Below are 18,134 nucleotides of genomic sequence, written 5' to 3'. Positions count from 1 at the left end.
AGCCCCCTTATAAATTTTTGAATGCATCGATTTGTTGTCGCGTGAAAGATTCGATATTTTCACCAGATGCATATTTTTTGTACCAATCAACAGTCCAAGCGATAGCCTTATCTGTTGATAACTTAGGAGTCCAGCCGAGTTTGTTTACTGCTTTTGTACTGTCGAGTGTTAAAATAGGTGATTCATAAGGAGTGTTTGTAGGAGGTGAAAGGATTGTTAATGGTTTATTCCATAATTTTATTATAGATTGAATGACGTCATGAACTGTTCGGTTAGGTTCGTTTATCGGACCGAAATTCCACGCTTCTGCATATGCAGCGTCTGTCCAAAGTTTTTCAGCTAAAAGGATATAGCCATGTAAAGGATCTAATACGTGTTGCCACGGGCGAATAGCGTTTTTGTTTCTAATAGTTAATGTACCATCTTGTAAATATGCACGAATGACATCTGGGAATAATCGGTCTTCTGCCCAATCACCACCGCCGATGACGTTACCTGCTCTTACTGAGGCGAGTTTCTGAGTATTCGTGCGGAAGAATGATTTTTGATAGGATGTTGCCACTAGTTCAGCGCAAGCCTTACTAGCACTATAAGGGTCGAAACCTCCTAGCCGGTCACTTTCTACAAATGCTTGGTTACCGCTCCCGTCATTTTCATAACATTTATCACTTGTAACATTAATGATGCCACGTATACTTTCTATATGTTTTGCCGCTTCTAATACATGAACAGTACCTAAAACATTCGTTTTAAATGTTTCGATAGGATTTTTATATGAAGTGGTGACGATTGGCTGGGCTGCTAAATGAAATAGTATGTCAGGATTATGTTGCTTTAGGGCGTGGAATAAAGAATCGTAATCTGTAATGTTGCCATGAATTGTTATGCATTCTTTTGCTACGTTACCTTGTTCAAAAAGGTTAGGAATAGATGGGGGATGAGAAGAAAAGCCAACTACTTCTGCACCTAAAGAAGTTAAGAAAAGGGTGAGCCAGGAACCTTTAAATCCAGTATGTCCCGTAATAAATACTTTTTTCTTATTCCAAAAAGATGATGAAGCCATATTACCAAACCTTCCACGGAGCGTTATTACTTTCCCATAGCTCGACTAATTTATTTTTATCGCGCAATGTATCCATCGGATGCCAAAAACCAGTATGTTGATATGCTGATAGTTCGTTTTTGTTTACTAACTGAACTAAAGTGTCTGTTTCAAAAACAGACTTATCTCCACTAATGTAATTGAAAACTTCAGGATTTAAAACGAAAAATCCACCGTTAACCCATCCGCCATCCCCAAGTGGCTTCTCTTGAAAGGATGTTACAGACTGTTTATCTAATATGAGAGAACCGAATCTACCAGGAGGTTGTACGGCGGTAACAGTTGCCATTTTTCCATGCTTTTTATGAAATGCAATAAGTTCTTTTATATTTACGTTACTTAATCCATCGCCATAAGTGAGGCAGAAAGGTTCGTCTCCAACAAAATTTTGAATCTTTTTCACTCGTCCTCCCGTTTCTGTATTTACACCGGTATCGATTAGTGTAACTTTCCACGGTTCTACACGATGAGAATGGCTAGTAATTGTATTATCCTTTAAATGTATCGTGAAATCTGACATGTGTAAGTTGTAATTTAGAAAGAACTCTTTAATTGCATATCCTTTATACCCTAAGCAAATAATAAATTCTGTAATGCCGTAATGGCTATACAAACTCATAATGTGCCATAAAATAGGCTTTGTTCCAATTTCAATCATAGGTTTCGGTTTTAAATGTGTTTCTTCCCCAATCCTTGTCCCATATCCACCAGCAAGAATAACAGCTTTCATTTTTTCCTCCTAAAATAAAAAATATAATATATACAGTATTCATATTGTATGCAAATGGTTTTGCTTTTGACTAAGTGCGTAAAAATGTGTGAAGCATGATCGGATGAGAAATATTAAGATTTGAATTTAGGGAATAATTGTTGATACTCAGGGTGATTACGTAGATCCTGTGTTGCATTAGTTAACATTAAAAATCGAGCTTCGAGTTCTTCAGAGGACCGACCATATTGTTTTTGAAGTCCCATTCGAACGCCCTTTTTTGAAAGGGTGGGTGTAATTTGTAATTTTCTTGCCTTTGTATGTTCGTTCCAAGGGCTAAAATAAAATTTGAAAATGAATGAAGGGGAGTTATAAACGATAGGTTGGTGCCGCGTAAAATGTCTGCCTGGTAAATATGCGCCATCAAGATGATTGTGTATAAATCTCCAGGCGCAGCCGATTTCTGGTTTATAAGGAAAAAGACCATGGTATCGTTGCTCTACTAATGGAATAGAATATCTTAGTTTTGAATAATTATAATCATGCTTATCAATCATGACAATCATTCTAATCGCATACATATTTTGGCCTAACGTATGAAGTGATGAGAAAAATTCTTCTACATTGTTACAGCAAAGAAATTCTGTAGTATTTAATACCATCTTCCAACCTGAAACTTCTCTCTCAATTTCCATTACTTCAATGTCAGTATTAGTGGGATCGAATTCAAGGAATCTTGAATCTCGTACTTCCCAGTGGGGAGCAAATAATTTGCAAATTTCAACTGAACGATCTGTAGAACCTCTATTAATTAAAATACCGTGATCGAATATTTTCGTGTGATGCATAAGCCACCATGGAAGTAGGTATTCTTCATTATAAAAATGAGAAATAAGTGTCTTTCTCATGTTAATCATCTCCTATACAAGCAATCATTATTAATAGGATATGTTTTTTAATAAGAAAGGTTAAAAGTTGCAGACAATGTAGTGATGAAGTAATAGTTTAGTAATTTTCTTGTATAAGTGTAGATTACTTGTATGGAATAATAATAGGGCGGGTCTTGGAATTTTGTATAAATTATGAATAATAAACCGTCACGTTTGACTGTACAGTTTATGTGTTGTATGATGTTAGTAATATAAACAAGGGGGGAAGATCGTTGGGAAGGTGTATCGAATCGGACAGTTGGCTCTCATGGCTCACGTGTCGAAACGAACGATTGATTATTATACGAATCTAGGTATCTTAAAAGCGGAGCGATCTCAATCTAATTATCGCTATTACGACGAAACAGCATTTGAAACATTACAATTTATTGAGAAGTGCAAAGAAATGCATATGCCGCTTTGTGAGATTAAAGAGAAAATCGAGGAGAAGAAGAAGCTGCTCGGTATCAATGAACACGTTTCGAAACAAGTGAATGAAGTGACAGACCATATTCATCGATTAGAAGCAGAGTTAACAGAGTTAAAGCCGCTTTTAGATGGATTGACTGATTCACAACGTGAAAAAATATCGAAATCTTTATCTGGTCAAACGACAGCTTTAATACAGACACTTGCTCTATTATTATAGAAAAAGTGAAATCCGACCTCTTTAATTTTTGTATCGGGCTATGTTTTCTAAGAAACAAATAAGAAAACATTATAGTATACAGGAGGTGGACACCTTAGTTTTTTAACTAAGGGGATTCATTGGAAATATTTAATTTAGTCATGGTTGCGATTTTAATCGCATTTACTGGATTTTTCGTAGCAGCTGAGTTTGCGATTGTAAAAGTACGTTCAAGTCGTATTGATCAGCTTGTTGCAGAAGGAAAACGCGGTGCTTTAGCAGCGAAAAAGGTAACAACAAATTTAGATGAATATTTATCTGCTTGTCAATTAGGTATTACAGTTACAGCTATGGGATTAGGTTGGTTAGGTGAACCGACAATTGAAAAGTTATTACACCCGTTATTTGAGAAATGGAACTTAAACCCTTCTATTTCATCAGTATTAACATTTGGTCTTGCTTTTATGATTATGACGTATTTACACGTTGTAGTAGGAGAATTAGCTCCGAAAACGATGGCAATTCAAAAGGCTGAAAGGGTAACGTTATTATTGGCAGGTCCATTAATGATGTTCTACAAAGTAATGTATCCATTTATTTGGGTATTGAACGGTTCAGCGCGTGTTGTAACTGGCTTATTCGGTTTAAAACCAGCTTCAGAACATGAAGTAGCTCATACAGAGGAAGAATTACGCCTTATCCTTTCAGATAGCTATGAAAGTGGCGAAATTAATCAGGCTGAATACAAGTATGTAAATAACATTTTTGAATTTGATAATCGTATTGCAAAAGAGATTATGGTACCGCGAACAGAAATCGTTGGTTTCTACCTGGAAGATTCAGTAGAAGAACACATGAAAGTAATCCAAAATGAGCGATACACACGTTATCCGATTTTTGGAGAAGATAAAGATGATATTATCGGTATGGTCAACGTAAAAGATTTCTTTATTCGATATATGACCGAGGATCAAAAAGATTTATCATCTATTCGCTCGTATATGCGTCCGATTATTGAAGTGATGGAAACGACTCCAATTCACGATTTATTACTTCAAATGCAGAAGAAGCGAATTCCGATGGCTGTTTTATATGATGAGTACGGAGGAACAGCTGGAATTGTAACGCTTGAGGACATCTTGGAGGAAATCGTCGGCGAAATTCGTGACGAATATGATGAAGATGAAGCACCACCAATTCAACATGTGAACGAGCAACATATCATTGTTGATGGAAAAGTGCTTATCTCAGAAGTGAAAGATTTATTTGGATTACACATTGAAGAAGATGATGTGGATACAATCGGTGGATGGATTATGATGCAGAATCATGAAATCGAAGAAGGACAACACGTTGAGGCAGAAGGTTATGAATTTAAAGTGTTAGAAAAAGACGCTTACCAAATTAAACGTGTTGAAATTCGTAAGATGGAACAAGAACAAGAACAAGAAGAAGAGAAAGCAGCAACTGTGTAAGTTGCTGCTTTTCTTCTAAAGTACAAAAAATGAGAACTTAGGAGCGGATATTTTGATTCAAGAAGCCTTACGTGTATATCGATTACAATTGTATGTAATCTTTAGTGGTTTACTACTTATGTGGACGATTACTCCGTTTGGAAAACAAGTAACAGGGTTTGGTATCGGATTAGCTGTAAGTGCATATTGCCTATGGTTATTAGCTCGCAGAGTGGAGAAACTTGGAAAAAGTATCGTAATGAAAGAAAAGGCTCCCGGATTAGGAGTTTTAAACCGATTTGCAGCTGCCATTTTAGGAGCTATCATCATGTATGAAATTGAGCATGAAATGGAAATGTGGGCATTCGGTACAGGCATTTTAGGTGGTCACTTTTTAATGATTGCGAATTTAGCTTATGCAAATATGCAGGTAGTGAAAGAAGAAGAGAAGAAAAGGGAACATACTTCGAAAAACATAGAGCTATGATGAAAGGGACCTAATGGGGTTCCTTTTTTATTTTATTGAAATGATACAAGTAACCAAATTAACGACAAATATAATACGCTTCTTTTTTGCGTTTTTCAATAGTATGAAAAATAATAAAAAAAATTTTAAAAACCCATCGATTTCTAAAGGTTATGTATGTTATCATGACAAAAGACTTTTTGAAAGAGGTGGATACCAATGTTACAAGCGCTACTTATTTTTGTGCTTCAAATTATTTACGTTCCCATTTTAACAATTCGTACGATTTTGCTTGTAAAGAATCAAACAAGATCCGCTGCTGGCGTAGGATTGTTAGAAGGAGCTATTTACATTGTCAGTTTAGGTATTGTGTTTCAAGATTTATCAAATTGGATGAACATCGTTGCCTATGTCATTGGCTTTAGTGCAGGACTGTTATTAGGCGGTTATATAGAGAATAAATTAGCAATTGGTTATATTACGTATCAAGTTAGTTTACTAGACCGTTGTAATGAATTAGTAGATGAATTACGTCACTCTGGATTTGGCGTTACCGTATTTGAAGGTGAAGGTATTAATTCCATACGTTATCGCTTAGATATCGTTGCAAAGCGTTCTAGAGAAAAAGAACTGTTAGAAATTATTAATGAAATTGCACCGAAAGCGTTTATGTCTTCTTATGAAATTCGTTCATTTAAAGGCGGATATTTAACGAAGGCGATGAAGAAAAGAGCGTTAATGAAGAAGAAAGATGAACATGCATCGTAAAAAAGAGGAGTAGTGCTGCATGAAAAGGGCAGTATAAGTCCAAATGAAAAAGAGAGGAATCTATTTTGATGTAGATTCCTCTCTTTTTTATAAATAGTGTTTATTAGTTAATTAAAAGACTAAGTCGTAAAGTTATTTTTTCTACTCATCCTCAAATTAATAATTAGCCATATAACTTGAAAAAATACTGGTATGATAAACGCGATTAATAAAACGATAAGTGATATGGACTTAATTTCAGGTGTTTGAATAACACCAGCACCATCAACCTCTCGTAGCCAAATAATAGCGGCCCATATTCCAAAAACGATAATCCAAAATAGGTTACCAATCCACCAAGAAATCCATCGTTTTTTCATGTTAACACCCCTTACATGTATCCACTGTTAAAAGTATATTTTCGTTCGTTACATTTATAATGAAACAACTTTAAAATTAGTTTTTAACCGTATATCTAACTTGTTTAAAGGTAACTATTTCTCCATCATTATGATCATCTTTCGTTTTCAAAAGTTGAACTTTTGGTTTGTAGTCTGTCCGATGAGCGTGTTCGATATCTTTAATGTTAAGGTTGTAGGATTCACCATTCTTTAGCTTTTGTTCCAACACTTTTTTATTAGCAACATAAATAAAAGTCACTTTATTTTCATCAATGCCCTCGGTCTTAATTTCTAATTCATTATCTTTTGTTGTAATCGTTGGTGTTAATAATTCCATACTGCCGCTTCCGGTTTCTAAAGAATTTTCTACTATAGTTGAACATCCTGATAATATGATTCCAGTGAATAGAAGAACAAGTAATTTCTTTTTCATAACATCCCCCCGATTCTATGTGATTTTTGATTTTGGTATTGTTAGACTGCTAGTGTTTTATGTAAACGTTTACTGAGCATTCCTTTCGATTGTACCATAATATGTAAAATAATGCAGGCTGTATATCCAATTTAAGGGGGATTGAAAGTTTACTTATTGCCGTAAATTAGTATTTTTACAGTAGGCATATATCTTCTTTAGGAAATCCTTTTTCATATTTAAAATATGTAATGAAATAAAACCAATAAGTCCTATTCCGCCAAAAATAAGCCATGGTGTATACATTCCGCTTAAGTTGGATGTAAAAGATGTACCGGTATAATTACCGATGATAAAGCCAAATGCGAGTGATAGTTGATAAAATCCGAAGTAAGTAGCTGTATAGGTTTCGTTACTGTAATTTGCAATAGCAATATCAGCGTTAGGTAATACGAGTGTTTCACCAATTGTAAATAAAATTACACAAATAAATAACCAATATGGGTGCTGGAATAAAGGGATGAGTAAAAAGGAAATCCCCATGAATAAAATACCGTATTTAATAATTGATAGCGTGTTGTACGTGTGAAATAGTTTTCGAAATAACACCATAAATATGACGCCTGTTATTGCATTTATCGTAATAACGAGTGTAGCAAGCTGATTGCTATTACTAATGTTTTTCATATGAAGTGGAAGTGCGACAGTAAGCTGAGTAAACATAATATAGAAGAAAATCATGATAAATGAAAACAGAAGAAAAGGTTTGTTTTGTAAGATAGCCTGTATTCCTAGTGTGATAGACGTGTTTTCAGTAGTGACTTGGAAGTGGTTTTTAAGTAAGTAAAAGATTAAAGCAAATACCAGCATAAGAGATCCTGTTAGAGAGAAAGCATAGATTGGATCGAGTAAGAGTAAGAACCCTCCGGCAATTGGTCCGATTATTGCACCGCAATTAAGGCTAAGGTTTAAATATGTAAATAAATTTTTTCGCAAATGAGCTGGCTGTGAGCCAAATATAGCGCGCGCAGCAGGTTCGTAAAATGCAGTTCCGAAGCCAATAAGTGCAGAAGAAATAGAAACTGTATAGAAATCAGAGGATATTCCTAAAGCGATAAATCCGATTCCTCTTAAAAATAATCCGGCTATCATCATAATGATATAGCCTATTTTGTCAGCAATTAAACCTGAGAATAAAGGGATAACCCGTGATGTAATTATTATAACTGTCAACACTGTTCCGACTTGAAAAGTTGAAAAATGAAGAAAGCTTAATAGATAAATAGCTAAAAATGCGTATACTGCAAAATACCCAAAAGACATAAAAAATGAAGAAATAAGCATGAAACGTATTGGTATTGAGAAACTTTTCATAAAACCCCTCCTAATTATGTAACCAGTAAAATCATTTGATGGTTAACTGTTTTATATTATAATTATACACAAAGTCAGAAAAAAGTAAATTTTAAGAAGAAGGTGAATGGAATTGAGCCAAAACGCACCAAACGAATTAGAGTATATTCGAGAATTTTTAAATACATGGAGAATACCAAACGATACGAGAGAAGCAATTGATTTGCTGCAAACAGAAGAGGATATAAAGCTCTTTATGAAAGAATATTTTCATGAAGAGCTTCCATTTCATACGATAGAAGAATTAAAAAGTTTTCGAAAAGATATTCGGGCGGCAATTGAAGGTGAAGGATCATTGCAAAAGTGGTTAGAGAAATATCCATTTCATGTACATATAATGGAAGATATGAAAGGTATTACGTATGAACCAATACACGAAGAAACTGTATATACAAAAGTATTAAGCATTGTTTTAATAGCAGTTCAAGAAAATTTATGGGGGAGGTTAAAAGCATGTCCAGATTGCCGCTGGGTATTTTATGACAATTCACGAAATGGAAGTAAAAGATGGTGCGGTATGTACGCTGGAGAAGAAGGAGGAAGAGCGTGCGGTACGATTGCAAAAGTGAAAAACTACCGAGCAAAGAGAAAAGGGAGATCGGGTTATAATGTCTAATTTATATTAGGGAAAGAAAATTGGATGGGGGAATGTAGCATATGAAAGGTACGCAAATGTTAGCATTAAATAAAAAGTGTTGGGATACGGTTGCACCTTATTTCTTTCAAGTAGATTGTTTGCCGAAATATGGTCCGTATACAGCGTCTGAAGAGGAAATTCATTTGTTCGATTCAATTAGAAATAAAAAGGTTCTTGATATTGGTTGTGGAAGTGGGCATTCGCTGCAATATATGGCAGAGCATGGGGCGGAAGAGTTATGGGGTCTTGATCTTTCTAGTGAACAAATTAAAACAGCGAATGAAACGTTAAAGAGTTGGAATCCGACGTTAATATGTGGAGCAATGGAAGAAGAAGGAGATATTCCGAAAGGGTATTTTGATATGGTATATTCCATTTACGCATTAGGTTGGACTTCGAATTTAAGAAAAACGTTGGAACTGATTTATTCATATGTAAAGCCAGGAGGAAGTTTTATTTTTAGCTGGGAGCATCCCATATATTCAAACTTAATGTATGGAACAGAGGAGATTGCTTTAAGTTCGTCTTATCATGAAGAAACTCCTATTACGTTTGAAACATTTAAAGGGGAGGATGTACAAGCGACATTATATAAGAGAAAAATAAGTACATACATAAATGAGTTACATAGAGCCGGATTTACAATTGAGAGAATAGAAGAGCCTGAACCATCGAGCTTGTTTGATGAAGAACTAGCTGAGCCGTCTACGAAATATTATTCTTTATATAAAGCTAGAATGGTGCCAACTACTTTTATTGTGAAGGCGAGAAAGTAGGTAGTGTTATATGAAGGGGGAGGAAAATGGTTCATGTGAGTATGGTGAAGATTGGTGAAGTACAATCTTCTATAGATGAGAAAATGTATTGTAATTGGGGAAGTATTATTTCAAACATCAAAATATATCCAGAGTATATTGGAGGATTAGCAGGTCTTGAGGATTATTCTCATGCAATTGTTATTTTTTATATGAATGATTTTCAAGAAGAAAACAAACATTTGTGGGCTAGAAAGCCAAGGGGATTAAGTGATTTTGATGAAAAGGGATGTTTTGCTCAGCGGACAAAGCATCGCCCAAACCCTATTGGAATTACTACTGTTGAAATATTATCGATTCATAATAACGTTATGACTGTGCAAGGATTAGACGCTAATGATCGAACGGCAATTTTAGATATAAAACCATATATTGCTGCTTTTGATACAAGAGAAAATGCTCGTGTGCCAGATTGGATGAATAAGTTAATGGAAAATTATTTTTAATAGTAATACAAAAAGCTTTGCGATTTAGAATCGCAAAGCTTTTTGTATTACATTATACTATACGTATGGTTTCTTTATCTTTTCGGTTGAAAAATATGTTGAAAGAAGTATTTGTGATGTAAATTATCTACAATTTTATTTGCTTGGTATGTGCGATGTTGTTCGAGTCGAAGTCTTTGCTCCATCATTTTTATTGCATGATCAGATAAACGTAACATAGTGCATTTCTCCTTTTCTATAAATATAGGTGACTATTTGGTATCGATCCCATATTTATTATTAAGGAGGCAAAATGTGTAACATAGGCAAAAAGCACCTTCCTCTCCCATTACGCTTACGAGGTTAGCTGTCGGACTCGGGAAGTGAGAGTTTCCCTACTTAAATAAGATTCGCCCCAAGTAGCAAAGCTACAAAAATGGTTCCCCCGCTCCAAATTTTGGACTCAGCAAAAGGTTTTATAAAGTAAAAGATAACATAAATAAATTGATGAGTCAAACTATTTGTTGTTTTCTGATTTTTTAAGTGAAGTTAAAACCACTCCATCGGGTAATATGATATTCTTTACTTCAATAAAGCCATGTTTTTTATATAAAGACAGAGCAGGTGTATTTTCTTTTCCTGTTTGTACAATATATGTTTTGGAAGGGGAGAACATGTCAAATACATAAAGCAGTAATTTTGTAGCAATTCCCTTATGAAAATGATCAGGGGATACTACTAAACGATGAATATCAACTTCGTCTTTTTCAATTTTAAAAGAGATAAACCCGGCAAGTGTATCTTCATAAAAATAGCCATAGAAAATTTCATCACATGATTGAATATCGGGTACAGTATCATAAAGGCGAGGGATAGCTGTACTATTTATATATTTTGCTTCGATTTCATAAGCGGGTATTTGAATGTTTAAAATAGAAGCAGCGGTTTTGTGAGAAGTTGGTATTAATTTTTGAATCATAGGGGAAAGCCTCCTTGTATACTTTATTTGCATAGATTTGACAAGATTTTTCTTTTTTGGATATAATAATTATAGTAGTTACATAATCATTTAGTATGAAAAAGAAATACACTATAATAGAAATGGAGGACTAGAAATGGGATGGATTATCACATTAATAGTTGGTGCTATTATAGGTGCAATTGCTAGTTCTATAACGGGTAAAAATTTTCCGGGCGGTATATTCGGAAATATTATTACGGGTTTATTAGGTGCTTCGTTAGGCAGTAAATTATTTGGATCTTTTGGACCATCTTTTGGTGGGATTCATGTCGTGCCAGCATTATTAGGAGCAATCGTGTTAATTTTTATTGTATCATTTGTAGTGAAAGCTGCAAAGAAATAGATATATAGATTATGATGAAAAGCCCTGAATAAGGGCTTTTCATCATTCGAAGAGGTGGTTTCGTTGGAAAAAATAAATATAAGAAAAAGAGATAAGCTGAAAAAGTTTTTTAGAGAACACAATTATTTAGCAGTGTTACTTGGGTTTGCACTATTGTTCATTAATATTTTATTACTAACAAAAATATCATTTGTTTTTACACCATTTATCGTCTTTTTAAAAACAATTTTCTTCCCCGTATTATTAGCGGGTGTACTATTTTATATTTTGCACCCATTCGTTTCGCTTTTAGAAAAGAAGGGTGTTTCAAGAATTGTATCGATAGCCTCGATATACTTAATAGTAATTGGATTATTTGTGTTTTTAGTTTTAACGGTTATTCCTATTATTAAAGATCAAATTGACGCATTAATAGATAACTTACCGTATTTCGGTCATGAAATTGAACGAGCAGCACGTAGATTTGGGGAAAGCAATTTACTCGGTAAAATTCAGGAGAATTTAAATATTAATGTTGCGAATATGGTAAAAGACTATACAGTTGATTTTACGAAATCTTTATCATCAGTAACAGGAAATGTAACTGGATTTTTAAGTACTATTACAGAGGTCGTTTTAACGTTTGTAATGGTTCCGTTTATATTGTTCTATCTTTTAAAAGATGGTGAGCAATTACCAAATCACTTTTTAAAGTTTATTTCAGAACAAAGACGACCGGCAGCGATGAGAATACTAGACGATATGCATTATGCGATTAGCTCGTATATTAGAGGACAAATTATCGTTAGCTTATTTATCGGTATTATGCTATTAATTGGTTACCTTATTATCGGTATTAAATATGCGGTACTACTCGCTATTTTAGCGATGATTGTAAATATCGTTCCGTACGTAGGCCCAATCATTGCAATTACACCAGCTTTAATTATCGCATTTATTGACTCGCCAGCAATGGTTTTAAAGGTAATTATCGTAATGATGGTCGTACAATTAGCAGAAGGTAAGTTTATTTCTCCGCAAGTCATGGGGAAAAAGCTAGATATTCATCCGATTACTATCATCTTCATTATTTTAACTGCCGGAAATTTATTTGGAATTATGGGGATTATTTTAGCAATTCCAGGGTATGCGATACTAAAAGTGTTAGTTACGCACGGTTATCGATTTGTTAAGTTGAATACGTGAAAAAAAGCTAGAACAGATATTACTGTTCTAGCTTTTTTGCTCTTCTATAGTAGACAAATTGCTCTTATGCGTAGGCTTTTAATTCAACAATAGGTAGATTGCTTTCCTTCAGTTTGTAATCAAATATTAAATCATCCATGCGAAAATTAGCATCTACTTCAAGAGAAATAAAAGTACCTCCGATTTCTACTTGTTTGCCGTCCTCATTTTCAAAAGTGAGCGCACCTTCAAACGTTTCTATGTATTCATCGCAAGTGTATAAATATATAGCGACAGGTGTGAAATGTATAATTACTCCTAAAGTATCACCTTGCGTTGTATCATCGTTTTTAAACTCATCAATTTTTTCATCGTTCTTTTTAGTAAACCAACTCATGACATCACCTCTTTTTGTATTGTAAATCGCTTCTATATATATTGATTATATATCCTGCGGAATAATTTGGTAATATTTATTGTTGAAATGTTAAAAAGTTTGAATGTTTAGTTTTTAATGAAGGGAAAATATGATAAACTGTAAAAAATAACGAAAAAGCGATGAAAGAGAAGAGTACATATTCGAAACTTTTCAGAGAGCTGATATGTGGTGGAAATCAGTAAGGGATGAATATGGAATGGGCTCTGGAGCTTCTAACTGAAATGAGTAAGTAAAGACGGTTGCTTCACGTTAAGAAGTTGAAGTGAGCTATTCATGATAGCTAATTAAGGTGGTACCGCGGGAGTCTCTCGTCCTTTTTTAAGGATGAGGGGCTCTTTTTATTTTGAGAAAGGAGGAGTTAGGATGAGTGACAAAATAATGTTAACAGGAATTAAGCCGACAGGTTATCCGCATTTAGGAAATTATATTGGTGCAATTAAACCTGCGTTGCAAATATCAAAGAAGAATGAAGGGAAAGCATTGTATTTTATAGCCGATTATCATGCGTTAAATGCTGTGCATGATCCAGAGAAGTTCAGTAGTTATACGAAAGAGGTAGCAGCTACTTGGTTATCACTTGGACTTGGTGAAGACGTTATTTTTTACAGGCAAACTGAAGTGCCGGAGATTCTAGAATTAGCTTGGATATTAGCTTGCCTAACTCCGAAAGGGCTTATGAACCGTGCTCATGCGTATAAAGCGAAGGTAGAGCAAAATAAAGAAGCGGGTTTAGAGGTCGATGCCGGAGTGAATATAGGGTTATATACGTATCCGATATTAATGGCGGCTGACATATTACTATTTCAAGCTACGCATGTACCTGTTGGAAAAGATCAAATTCAGCATATTGAAATCGCGCGCGATATTGCGACGTATTTTAATCATACATTCGGCACGACATTTACACTTCCAGAGTATGTCATACAAGAAGAAGGTGCAATCTTACCTGGTCTTGATGGAAGAAAGATGAGTAAAAGTTATGGGAATGTAATCCCATTATTTGCGGAGCAAGAAAAACTACGAAAGTTAATATTTAAAATCAAAACAGATTCTTCACTTCCAAATGAACCGAAAGAACTAGAAACGTTATTTACGATTTATAAAGAATTTGCGACAGAGGATGAAATGCAGTTGTTACGTGAAAAATATGAGACCGGAATCGGATGGGGCGATGTGAAAAAAGAGTTGTTTCGCGTTGTAGACCGTGAGTTAGCTGCACCTCGGGAGAAATATGCTATGTATATGAATGAACCGAATTTATTATATGAAGCGTTGGAAAAAGGTGCTGAGCGGGCGCGGGCTATTGCGAAGGTAAATTTAACAGAAATTAAGAAACAGATTGGATTTGAGAGGGAGCGCTGAGCGTTCCCTTATTTTTTTACAAAAAAAACGAACGAAATTTCAATTTGTTACCAATATAGATTGAGGAGGGATAGAAATGATTACAACTCTCGAGTTAAAAGTGTTGTTATTCCAAATAGGAACAGAAATTGTACCACCTAGTAATCTAAAAGAAAAAATTTTAATTCAGGTTAATTTGGTGGAGGGAATAAAACTTAATCATGTTGAGGTGAATAAAGATGAGTGAAATTGTGTTAGCAGTTCAAGGTTTAAGTAAGACATATGAGAGTGTAGATACAAATGTTAGAGCCTTACAAAATGTATCTTTGGAGTTAAATAAAGGAGAACTCCTTGCCATAATGGGAACGAGTGGATCTGGAAAGAGTACATTACTAAACATTCTTGGTGCTCTAGATAAGCCTGATGAGGGGGTTATCTATGTAAATGGTGAAGTACCTGAAAATATGTTCATTGAACCGTATGCGACAGAGTACAGAAGGGATAACATAGGATTTATATTCCAGTCATTTCATTTATTAAAGGATTTATCTGTAGAAGAAAATATTGCGTTACCTCTCATATTATCAACTGATTCAGAAGAGGAAATACGAGAAAAAACAAATAAAATATTAGATGTTCTAGGTTTAGTAAATTGGAAAAAACATCGACCAGTACAGCTTTCTGGGGGACAACAACAACGTGTTGCAATTGGTAGGGCGTTAATAACATCTCCTCCAATCGTCCTTGCAGATGAACCAACTGGAAATTTAGATTTCAATACGTCTAATGATATTTTACGGGTACTAGTCGATATGAAACAAAGATTCAATCAAAGTATGATTCTTGTTACTCATGATCCTCACATTGCTACGTATGCAGATCGGGTTCTCTTCTTTCATGACGGAGAAATTGTTGATGATTATACATGTTCTCATGGAGTAAATGATATGAATATCATTTTAGATAAATTTAAAAAATTAATGGAGAAATCAAAATGATAAAATCAGTACGAGGATTAAGTTTACGTTTTTTTAAGACGAATAAATTTACTGCTATTTCTTCTATCGTTAGCGTTATGTTGGCCGTTTCTCTAATTGTTACGATGATTGTATTTTCGAGTCATGCGAAGCAGTTTGTTATAAATGAAGTTAAAAGTTTATATGGAGATATGGATTTATCTGTTGGATATAACCCTAATCAAAATAAAGTGATCGATAAATCTTTATTACAAAATATTAAGGAACAAGAAAATATTGAATACATGTCAAAAGTATTCGTAAATCATTTGCAAGTGAATAAATTGAATGCAAGTATTTATACGGTAGGTGTTCAAAATGATATGTTATCTAAGAGTCGATATCACTTTTCTAAAAATTTATCAAATGAGGAAGTAACATTAAATGATGGATTAGCGGAAACTTTACAAGTAAAGGTTGGAGAAAAGGTTGAAATAGAAAATAAATCATATGTAGTAAAAGAAGTGTTACCTGATATAGAAGCTGGAGGTTCAGCTCCAGACATACTCATTTTATCGGAAGGTGCGTTGAAACAGCACGTATATGAAAAAACGGGTAAACACAATGAAGCTACTTATTTGTTAATAAAAGCAAAAGAGAATGCAGATGTACTAGCATTATCTAATCAAATTCATAAAATAGACAAAGAATTAAGAATCGATATTGCGGAGGAAGACGAGTTTTTAAAAAGTAATTTAGCATCATTACATATTTTTATAATCGTTTTATCTACATTAATACTTATTATTACTGCGTTATTATTAATGTCTAATTTTGAAGTGTTTTTATATAAATATAAAAGTCAATTTGCTATTATGCGATCAATGGGAGCAACAACGAAACAATTGTTTAAAGTTATATTTATTCAATGTAGTGTAATTAATTTCTTTGGTGAAATATTTGGTTTGTTACTAGCTGTAATAAGTAACCGTTTTTTACAAAGTTGGCTAGAGCATGTATTTACTTTTCAAATTAATTCAATGAATTTTGACTATGAAATAGCAATTGTAACAGTGATTTGTAGTATCTTTTTCATTGAATTGTTTATGATATATCCTTCATACAGAAGTTCGAAAATATTGCCAGTAAAGCTTATGCGGGAGAATGAAGAATCCGATTTTTCTAATAAAAAAACACGCAGTATTATGGGGAAATTCCTTTTAATGAGTAGCGTATTTTTAACTGTTTTAGGTGGGTTTGTAGCAAATACGGGAGATACGCAGGCAATAGTGATATTAATAGGAGCTATATTTCTCGTTTTAGGAGTATATATTTTATTTCCGACTTATCTCTCTTCGATATTAATAGCATGTCAACCTATAATGAAAAAAATATTTGGAAGGAATACATTTGTTGCTATTAAAAATGTAATTCCGCAAGTGAGAAAAAATACATTTGTTATCTTAATGATAAGTACAATGATGGTGATAGTCGTCTTCGGTTCCACTATATTTAAAACGATGCAAAAAAATAATGAAAGATATTTAAAACGAGAATTTCCAACACATATTGTTGTAGAAAATCGTTTGAATAATGATTCAACAATTCCCTCATCTCATATACAAAATATATTTAAAGAAATAAGTAGTATAAAAAGAGCTAGTACGATTAGTACGAACTCACTGGCAGAATTAAAGCAAGATGAAAAATATATTACTTTTGACTATAATTTAGGTGATGTAAAGGAAATGGAAAAGCAAGGATTACTGCCAGAAGTACCTGCAAATTTGGAGAATAGTATAATTGTTACAGAAGAGTTAGCGGGGCGATATAAACTTCATGTAGGTGATATCGTTCAATTAGGGTTATTTTCAGAACAGGAACAAAAGGTTAGACCGACTAGTAAGGTAGAAATCGGATTAATTGTTAATGAGCTACCGAATTCGCCTTCGGTGCTTATGGATTGGAGTAATGTAACATATAAACAAGATTATACAGTTTTTGAGCGTGCATTTATTAGTTCAAATAATGAGAAAGAGACGTTGGAGCAATTAAAGGAATTGAAAGGTCAATATCCACAATTAAAAATAAGTAGTTATACTCAATTGTTAAAACAATCTAATTTAATGTTCCAGCAAAGGTGGTCCATTTTCATCGTTGTAATTGTAGTAATTTTGTTTAGTGTAACATTAGGGGTATGTAATACACTTATAAATAATATTCAATCTAAAAGAAAAGAGTTTGCTATTTTAAGAGCGATAACAGTTAAGAAAAAGGGGATTGTACAAGTTATTTTGACGCAAGTTAATTTATATGTACTTATTGGAATTGTACTAGGAGCAGTTATAGGAGCATTATTAACCTATATGGTAAGTATAATAGATCGTACACCTTTATTTTTTGATTTCAAACTTATCGTAACGGTAGTAGCAGGGATGTTCGGAATAGTCCTTATTATTTTTATCCCTTTTGCTAATAGAATAGGGAAAAGGGACATTGTAGAAGAGTTAAATAAAGATAATAAATAAAAGAGGTTAACCCAAGTAGCTATTCAGCTACTTTTGGGTCAATCTCTTTTTATTAACAATTGATTTGCATATTGGTGTGCTCATTCATAAATGTATAGTGCATTATATTAGTTAAATGCCACCGAGTAATATCATTAGGTGAAGTAAGGAGTTCGCATTTCTTTTTCAAACTTATTAGTTGCATATGTTAAAAAGTATGCTAAT

General features: G+C 33.8%; 22 protein-coding genes, 1 riboswitch and 1 other annotated feature. Of the genes, 13 read left to right on the top strand and 9 right to left on the bottom strand.

The window, feature by feature from the left end; genetic code table 11:
- Positions 1-7: 7 nt before the first annotated feature.
- The 3 genes from rfbG to EKQ63_RS17605 all read right to left on the bottom strand — a co-directional run bounded on the left by rfbG (position 8) and on the right by EKQ63_RS17605 (position 2,719).
- Positions 8-1,063, bottom strand: coding sequence for a CDP-glucose 4,6-dehydratase (gene rfbG / locus EKQ63_RS17615; RefSeq protein ID WP_143881347.1), 1,056 nt, complete (start codon positions 1,061-1,063; stop codon positions 8-10).
- A gap of 1 nt (position 1,064) precedes the next feature.
- Positions 1,065-1,832, bottom strand: a complete 768-nt coding sequence (gene rfbF / locus EKQ63_RS17610) for a glucose-1-phosphate cytidylyltransferase (RefSeq protein WP_001969081.1) — start codon at positions 1,830-1,832, stop codon at positions 1,065-1,067.
- A 113-nt stretch (positions 1,833-1,945) separates the two neighbouring features.
- On the bottom strand, positions 1,946-2,719 hold the full coding sequence (locus tag EKQ63_RS17605; RefSeq protein ID WP_048550434.1) for a glycosyltransferase family 2 protein: 774 nt from the start codon (positions 2,717-2,719) through the stop codon (positions 1,946-1,948).
- 262 nt (positions 2,720-2,981) lie between these two features.
- Here EKQ63_RS17605 and EKQ63_RS17600 point away from each other — a divergent pair, with 262 nt between their 5' ends.
- From EKQ63_RS17600 to EKQ63_RS17585, 4 genes are all read left to right on the top strand, one after another.
- A complete protein-coding gene (locus tag EKQ63_RS17600) occupies positions 2,982-3,389 on the top strand; it encodes a MerR family transcriptional regulator (protein WP_000285637.1) in 408 nt (135 codons plus the stop codon).
- Between the two features lie 119 nt (positions 3,390-3,508).
- A complete protein-coding gene (locus EKQ63_RS17595) occupies positions 3,509-4,843 on the top strand; it encodes a hemolysin family protein (RefSeq protein ID WP_143881346.1) in 1,335 nt (444 codons plus the stop codon).
- Between the two features lie 52 nt (positions 4,844-4,895).
- Positions 4,896-5,309, top strand: a complete 414-nt coding sequence (locus tag EKQ63_RS17590) for an ATP synthase subunit I (RefSeq protein ID WP_087954842.1) — start codon at positions 4,896-4,898, stop codon at positions 5,307-5,309.
- 198 nt (positions 5,310-5,507) lie between these two features.
- Positions 5,508-6,056, top strand: coding sequence for a DUF2179 domain-containing protein (locus EKQ63_RS17585; protein WP_000938438.1), 549 nt, complete (start codon positions 5,508-5,510; stop codon positions 6,054-6,056).
- A gap of 119 nt (positions 6,057-6,175) precedes the next feature.
- Here EKQ63_RS17585 and EKQ63_RS17580 read toward each other — a convergent pair whose 3' ends face one another.
- The 3 genes from EKQ63_RS17580 to EKQ63_RS17570 form a co-directional block, all read right to left on the bottom strand.
- Positions 6,176-6,415, bottom strand: coding sequence for a DUF3923 family protein (locus EKQ63_RS17580; RefSeq protein WP_071725109.1), 240 nt, complete (start codon positions 6,413-6,415; stop codon positions 6,176-6,178).
- 76 nt (positions 6,416-6,491) lie between these two features.
- Positions 6,492-6,869 carry a hypothetical protein gene (locus EKQ63_RS17575; RefSeq protein WP_088328101.1) on the bottom strand — a complete coding sequence of 126 codons (378 nt, stop codon included), beginning with the start codon at positions 6,867-6,869 and terminating at the stop codon, positions 6,492-6,494.
- Positions 6,870-7,022: 153 nt separating this feature from the next.
- Positions 7,023-8,222, bottom strand: a complete 1,200-nt coding sequence (locus tag EKQ63_RS17570) for an MDR family MFS transporter (protein WP_087954844.1) — start codon at positions 8,220-8,222, stop codon at positions 7,023-7,025.
- Positions 8,223-8,334: 112 nt separating this feature from the next.
- Here EKQ63_RS17570 and EKQ63_RS17565 point away from each other — a divergent pair, with 112 nt between their 5' ends.
- From EKQ63_RS17565 to tsaA, 3 genes are read left to right on the top strand one after another with little or no spacing between them, the layout of a single operon-like run.
- Positions 8,335-8,877, top strand: coding sequence for a CGNR zinc finger domain-containing protein (locus EKQ63_RS17565; protein WP_140421308.1), 543 nt, complete (start codon positions 8,335-8,337; stop codon positions 8,875-8,877).
- Positions 8,878-8,918: 41 nt separating this feature from the next.
- Positions 8,919-9,674, top strand: a complete 756-nt coding sequence (locus tag EKQ63_RS17560) for a class I SAM-dependent methyltransferase (protein WP_143881345.1) — start codon at positions 8,919-8,921, stop codon at positions 9,672-9,674.
- 26 nt (positions 9,675-9,700) lie between these two features.
- A complete protein-coding gene (tsaA, locus tag EKQ63_RS17555; RefSeq protein WP_143881344.1) occupies positions 9,701-10,159 on the top strand; it encodes a tRNA (N6-threonylcarbamoyladenosine(37)-N6)-methyltransferase TrmO in 459 nt (152 codons plus the stop codon).
- A 74-nt stretch (positions 10,160-10,233) separates the two neighbouring features.
- On the opposite strand, the gene EKQ63_RS29940 is transcribed toward tsaA, so the two are convergent.
- Together EKQ63_RS29940 and EKQ63_RS17550 are read right to left on the bottom strand one after the other, a co-directional pair.
- Entirely contained in the window at positions 10,234-10,377 is a 144-nt protein-coding gene (locus EKQ63_RS29940) for a hypothetical protein (RefSeq protein ID WP_000945244.1), read from the bottom strand.
- A 97-nt stretch (positions 10,378-10,474) separates the two neighbouring features.
- A riboswitch (cyclic di-AMP (ydaO/yuaA leader) is annotated at positions 10,475-10,617 on the bottom strand.
- A 38-nt stretch (positions 10,618-10,655) separates the two neighbouring features.
- On the bottom strand, positions 10,656-11,117 hold the full coding sequence (locus EKQ63_RS17550) for a GNAT family N-acetyltransferase (RefSeq protein ID WP_139866171.1): 462 nt from the start codon (positions 11,115-11,117) through the stop codon (positions 10,656-10,658).
- 136 nt (positions 11,118-11,253) lie between these two features.
- On the opposite strand from EKQ63_RS17550, the gene EKQ63_RS17545 reads away from it, so the two are divergent.
- Positions 11,254-11,502, top strand: a complete 249-nt coding sequence (locus EKQ63_RS17545) for a GlsB/YeaQ/YmgE family stress response membrane protein (RefSeq protein ID WP_087954853.1) — start codon at positions 11,254-11,256, stop codon at positions 11,500-11,502.
- A gap of 63 nt (positions 11,503-11,565) precedes the next feature.
- Positions 11,566-12,687 carry an AI-2E family transporter gene (locus EKQ63_RS17540; RefSeq protein WP_000411474.1) on the top strand — a complete coding sequence of 374 codons (1,122 nt, stop codon included), beginning with the start codon at positions 11,566-11,568 and terminating at the stop codon, positions 12,685-12,687.
- Between the two features lie 64 nt (positions 12,688-12,751).
- On the opposite strand, the gene EKQ63_RS17535 is transcribed toward EKQ63_RS17540, so the two are convergent.
- A complete protein-coding gene (locus tag EKQ63_RS17535) occupies positions 12,752-13,063 on the bottom strand; it encodes a hypothetical protein (RefSeq protein WP_088328099.1) in 312 nt (103 codons plus the stop codon).
- A gap of 152 nt (positions 13,064-13,215) precedes the next feature.
- Positions 13,216-13,424 (top strand) — a binding site (T-box leader).
- 44 nt (positions 13,425-13,468) lie between these two features.
- Between EKQ63_RS17535 and EKQ63_RS17530 the strand changes: the two genes are divergently transcribed.
- The 4 genes from EKQ63_RS17530 (at position 13,469) to EKQ63_RS17520 (ending at position 17,930) form a co-directional block, all read left to right on the top strand.
- Complete coding sequence (locus tag EKQ63_RS17530) at positions 13,469-14,467, top strand: tryptophan--tRNA ligase (protein WP_143881343.1); 999 nt, start codon at positions 13,469-13,471, stop codon at positions 14,465-14,467.
- Positions 14,468-14,543: 76 nt separating this feature from the next.
- Positions 14,544-14,693 carry a hypothetical protein gene (locus tag EKQ63_RS29935; protein WP_087996259.1) on the top strand — a complete coding sequence of 50 codons (150 nt, stop codon included), beginning with the start codon at positions 14,544-14,546 and terminating at the stop codon, positions 14,691-14,693.
- Positions 14,686-15,444: an ABC transporter ATP-binding protein gene (locus EKQ63_RS17525; RefSeq protein ID WP_088328097.1), complete on the top strand. Its 759-nt coding sequence runs from the start codon at positions 14,686-14,688 to the stop codon at positions 15,442-15,444. The genes EKQ63_RS29935 and EKQ63_RS17525 overlap by 8 nt, the downstream gene beginning before the upstream one ends.
- Positions 15,441-17,930 (top strand): FtsX-like permease family protein, encoded by a 2,490-nt coding sequence (locus tag EKQ63_RS17520; protein WP_143881342.1) that lies wholly within the window; start codon positions 15,441-15,443, stop codon positions 17,928-17,930. Before EKQ63_RS17525 ends, EKQ63_RS17520 begins: the two co-directional genes overlap by 4 nt.
- Positions 17,931-18,134 lie beyond the last annotated feature (204 nt).

The organism is Bacillus sp. BD59S (genome assembly GCF_007363175.1).
GTDB classification, from domain to species: Bacteria; Bacillota; Bacilli; order Bacillales; family Bacillaceae_G; genus Bacillus_A; species Bacillus_A pacificus.
This window is presented reverse-complemented; position numbering and strand designations above follow the sequence as displayed.

Excerpts from the sequence above, each read along its gene's own strand:
- rfbG (WP_143881347.1), bottom strand. The coding sequence starts at position 1,063 with ATGGCTTCATCATCTTTTTGGAATAAGAAAAAAGTATTTATTACGGGA.
- tsaA (WP_143881344.1), top strand. The coding sequence starts at position 9,701 with ATGGTTCATGTGAGTATGGTGAAGATTGGTGAAGTACAATCTTCTATA.
- EKQ63_RS17545 (WP_087954853.1), top strand. The coding sequence starts at position 11,254 with ATGGGATGGATTATCACATTAATAGTTGGTGCTATTATAGGTGCAATT.
- EKQ63_RS17585 (WP_000938438.1), top strand. The coding sequence starts at position 5,508 with ATGTTACAAGCGCTACTTATTTTTGTGCTTCAAATTATTTACGTTCCC.
- EKQ63_RS17575 (WP_088328101.1), bottom strand. The coding sequence starts at position 6,869 with ATGAAAAAGAAATTACTTGTTCTTCTATTCACTGGAATCATATTATCA.
- EKQ63_RS29935 (WP_087996259.1), top strand. The coding sequence starts at position 14,544 with ATGATTACAACTCTCGAGTTAAAAGTGTTGTTATTCCAAATAGGAACA.
- EKQ63_RS17580 (WP_071725109.1), bottom strand. The coding sequence starts at position 6,415 with ATGAAAAAACGATGGATTTCTTGGTGGATTGGTAACCTATTTTGGATT.
- EKQ63_RS17605 (WP_048550434.1), bottom strand. The coding sequence starts at position 2,719 with ATGAGAAAGACACTTATTTCTCATTTTTATAATGAAGAATACCTACTT.
- EKQ63_RS17525 (WP_088328097.1), top strand. The coding sequence starts at position 14,686 with ATGAGTGAAATTGTGTTAGCAGTTCAAGGTTTAAGTAAGACATATGAG.
- EKQ63_RS17570 (WP_087954844.1), bottom strand. The coding sequence starts at position 8,222 with ATGAAAAGTTTCTCAATACCAATACGTTTCATGCTTATTTCTTCATTT.
- EKQ63_RS17550 (WP_139866171.1), bottom strand. The coding sequence starts at position 11,117 with ATGATTCAAAAATTAATACCAACTTCTCACAAAACCGCTGCTTCTATT.
- EKQ63_RS17535 (WP_088328099.1), bottom strand. The coding sequence starts at position 13,063 with ATGAGTTGGTTTACTAAAAAGAACGATGAAAAAATTGATGAGTTTAAA.
- EKQ63_RS17530 (WP_143881343.1), top strand. The coding sequence starts at position 13,469 with ATGAGTGACAAAATAATGTTAACAGGAATTAAGCCGACAGGTTATCCG.
- EKQ63_RS29940 (WP_000945244.1), bottom strand. The coding sequence starts at position 10,377 with ATGTTACGTTTATCTGATCATGCAATAAAAATGATGGAGCAAAGACTT.
- EKQ63_RS17520 (WP_143881342.1), top strand. The coding sequence starts at position 15,441 with ATGATAAAATCAGTACGAGGATTAAGTTTACGTTTTTTTAAGACGAAT.
- rfbF (WP_001969081.1), bottom strand. The coding sequence starts at position 1,832 with ATGAAAGCTGTTATTCTTGCTGGTGGATATGGGACAAGGATTGGGGAA.
- EKQ63_RS17560 (WP_143881345.1), top strand. The coding sequence starts at position 8,919 with ATGAAAGGTACGCAAATGTTAGCATTAAATAAAAAGTGTTGGGATACG.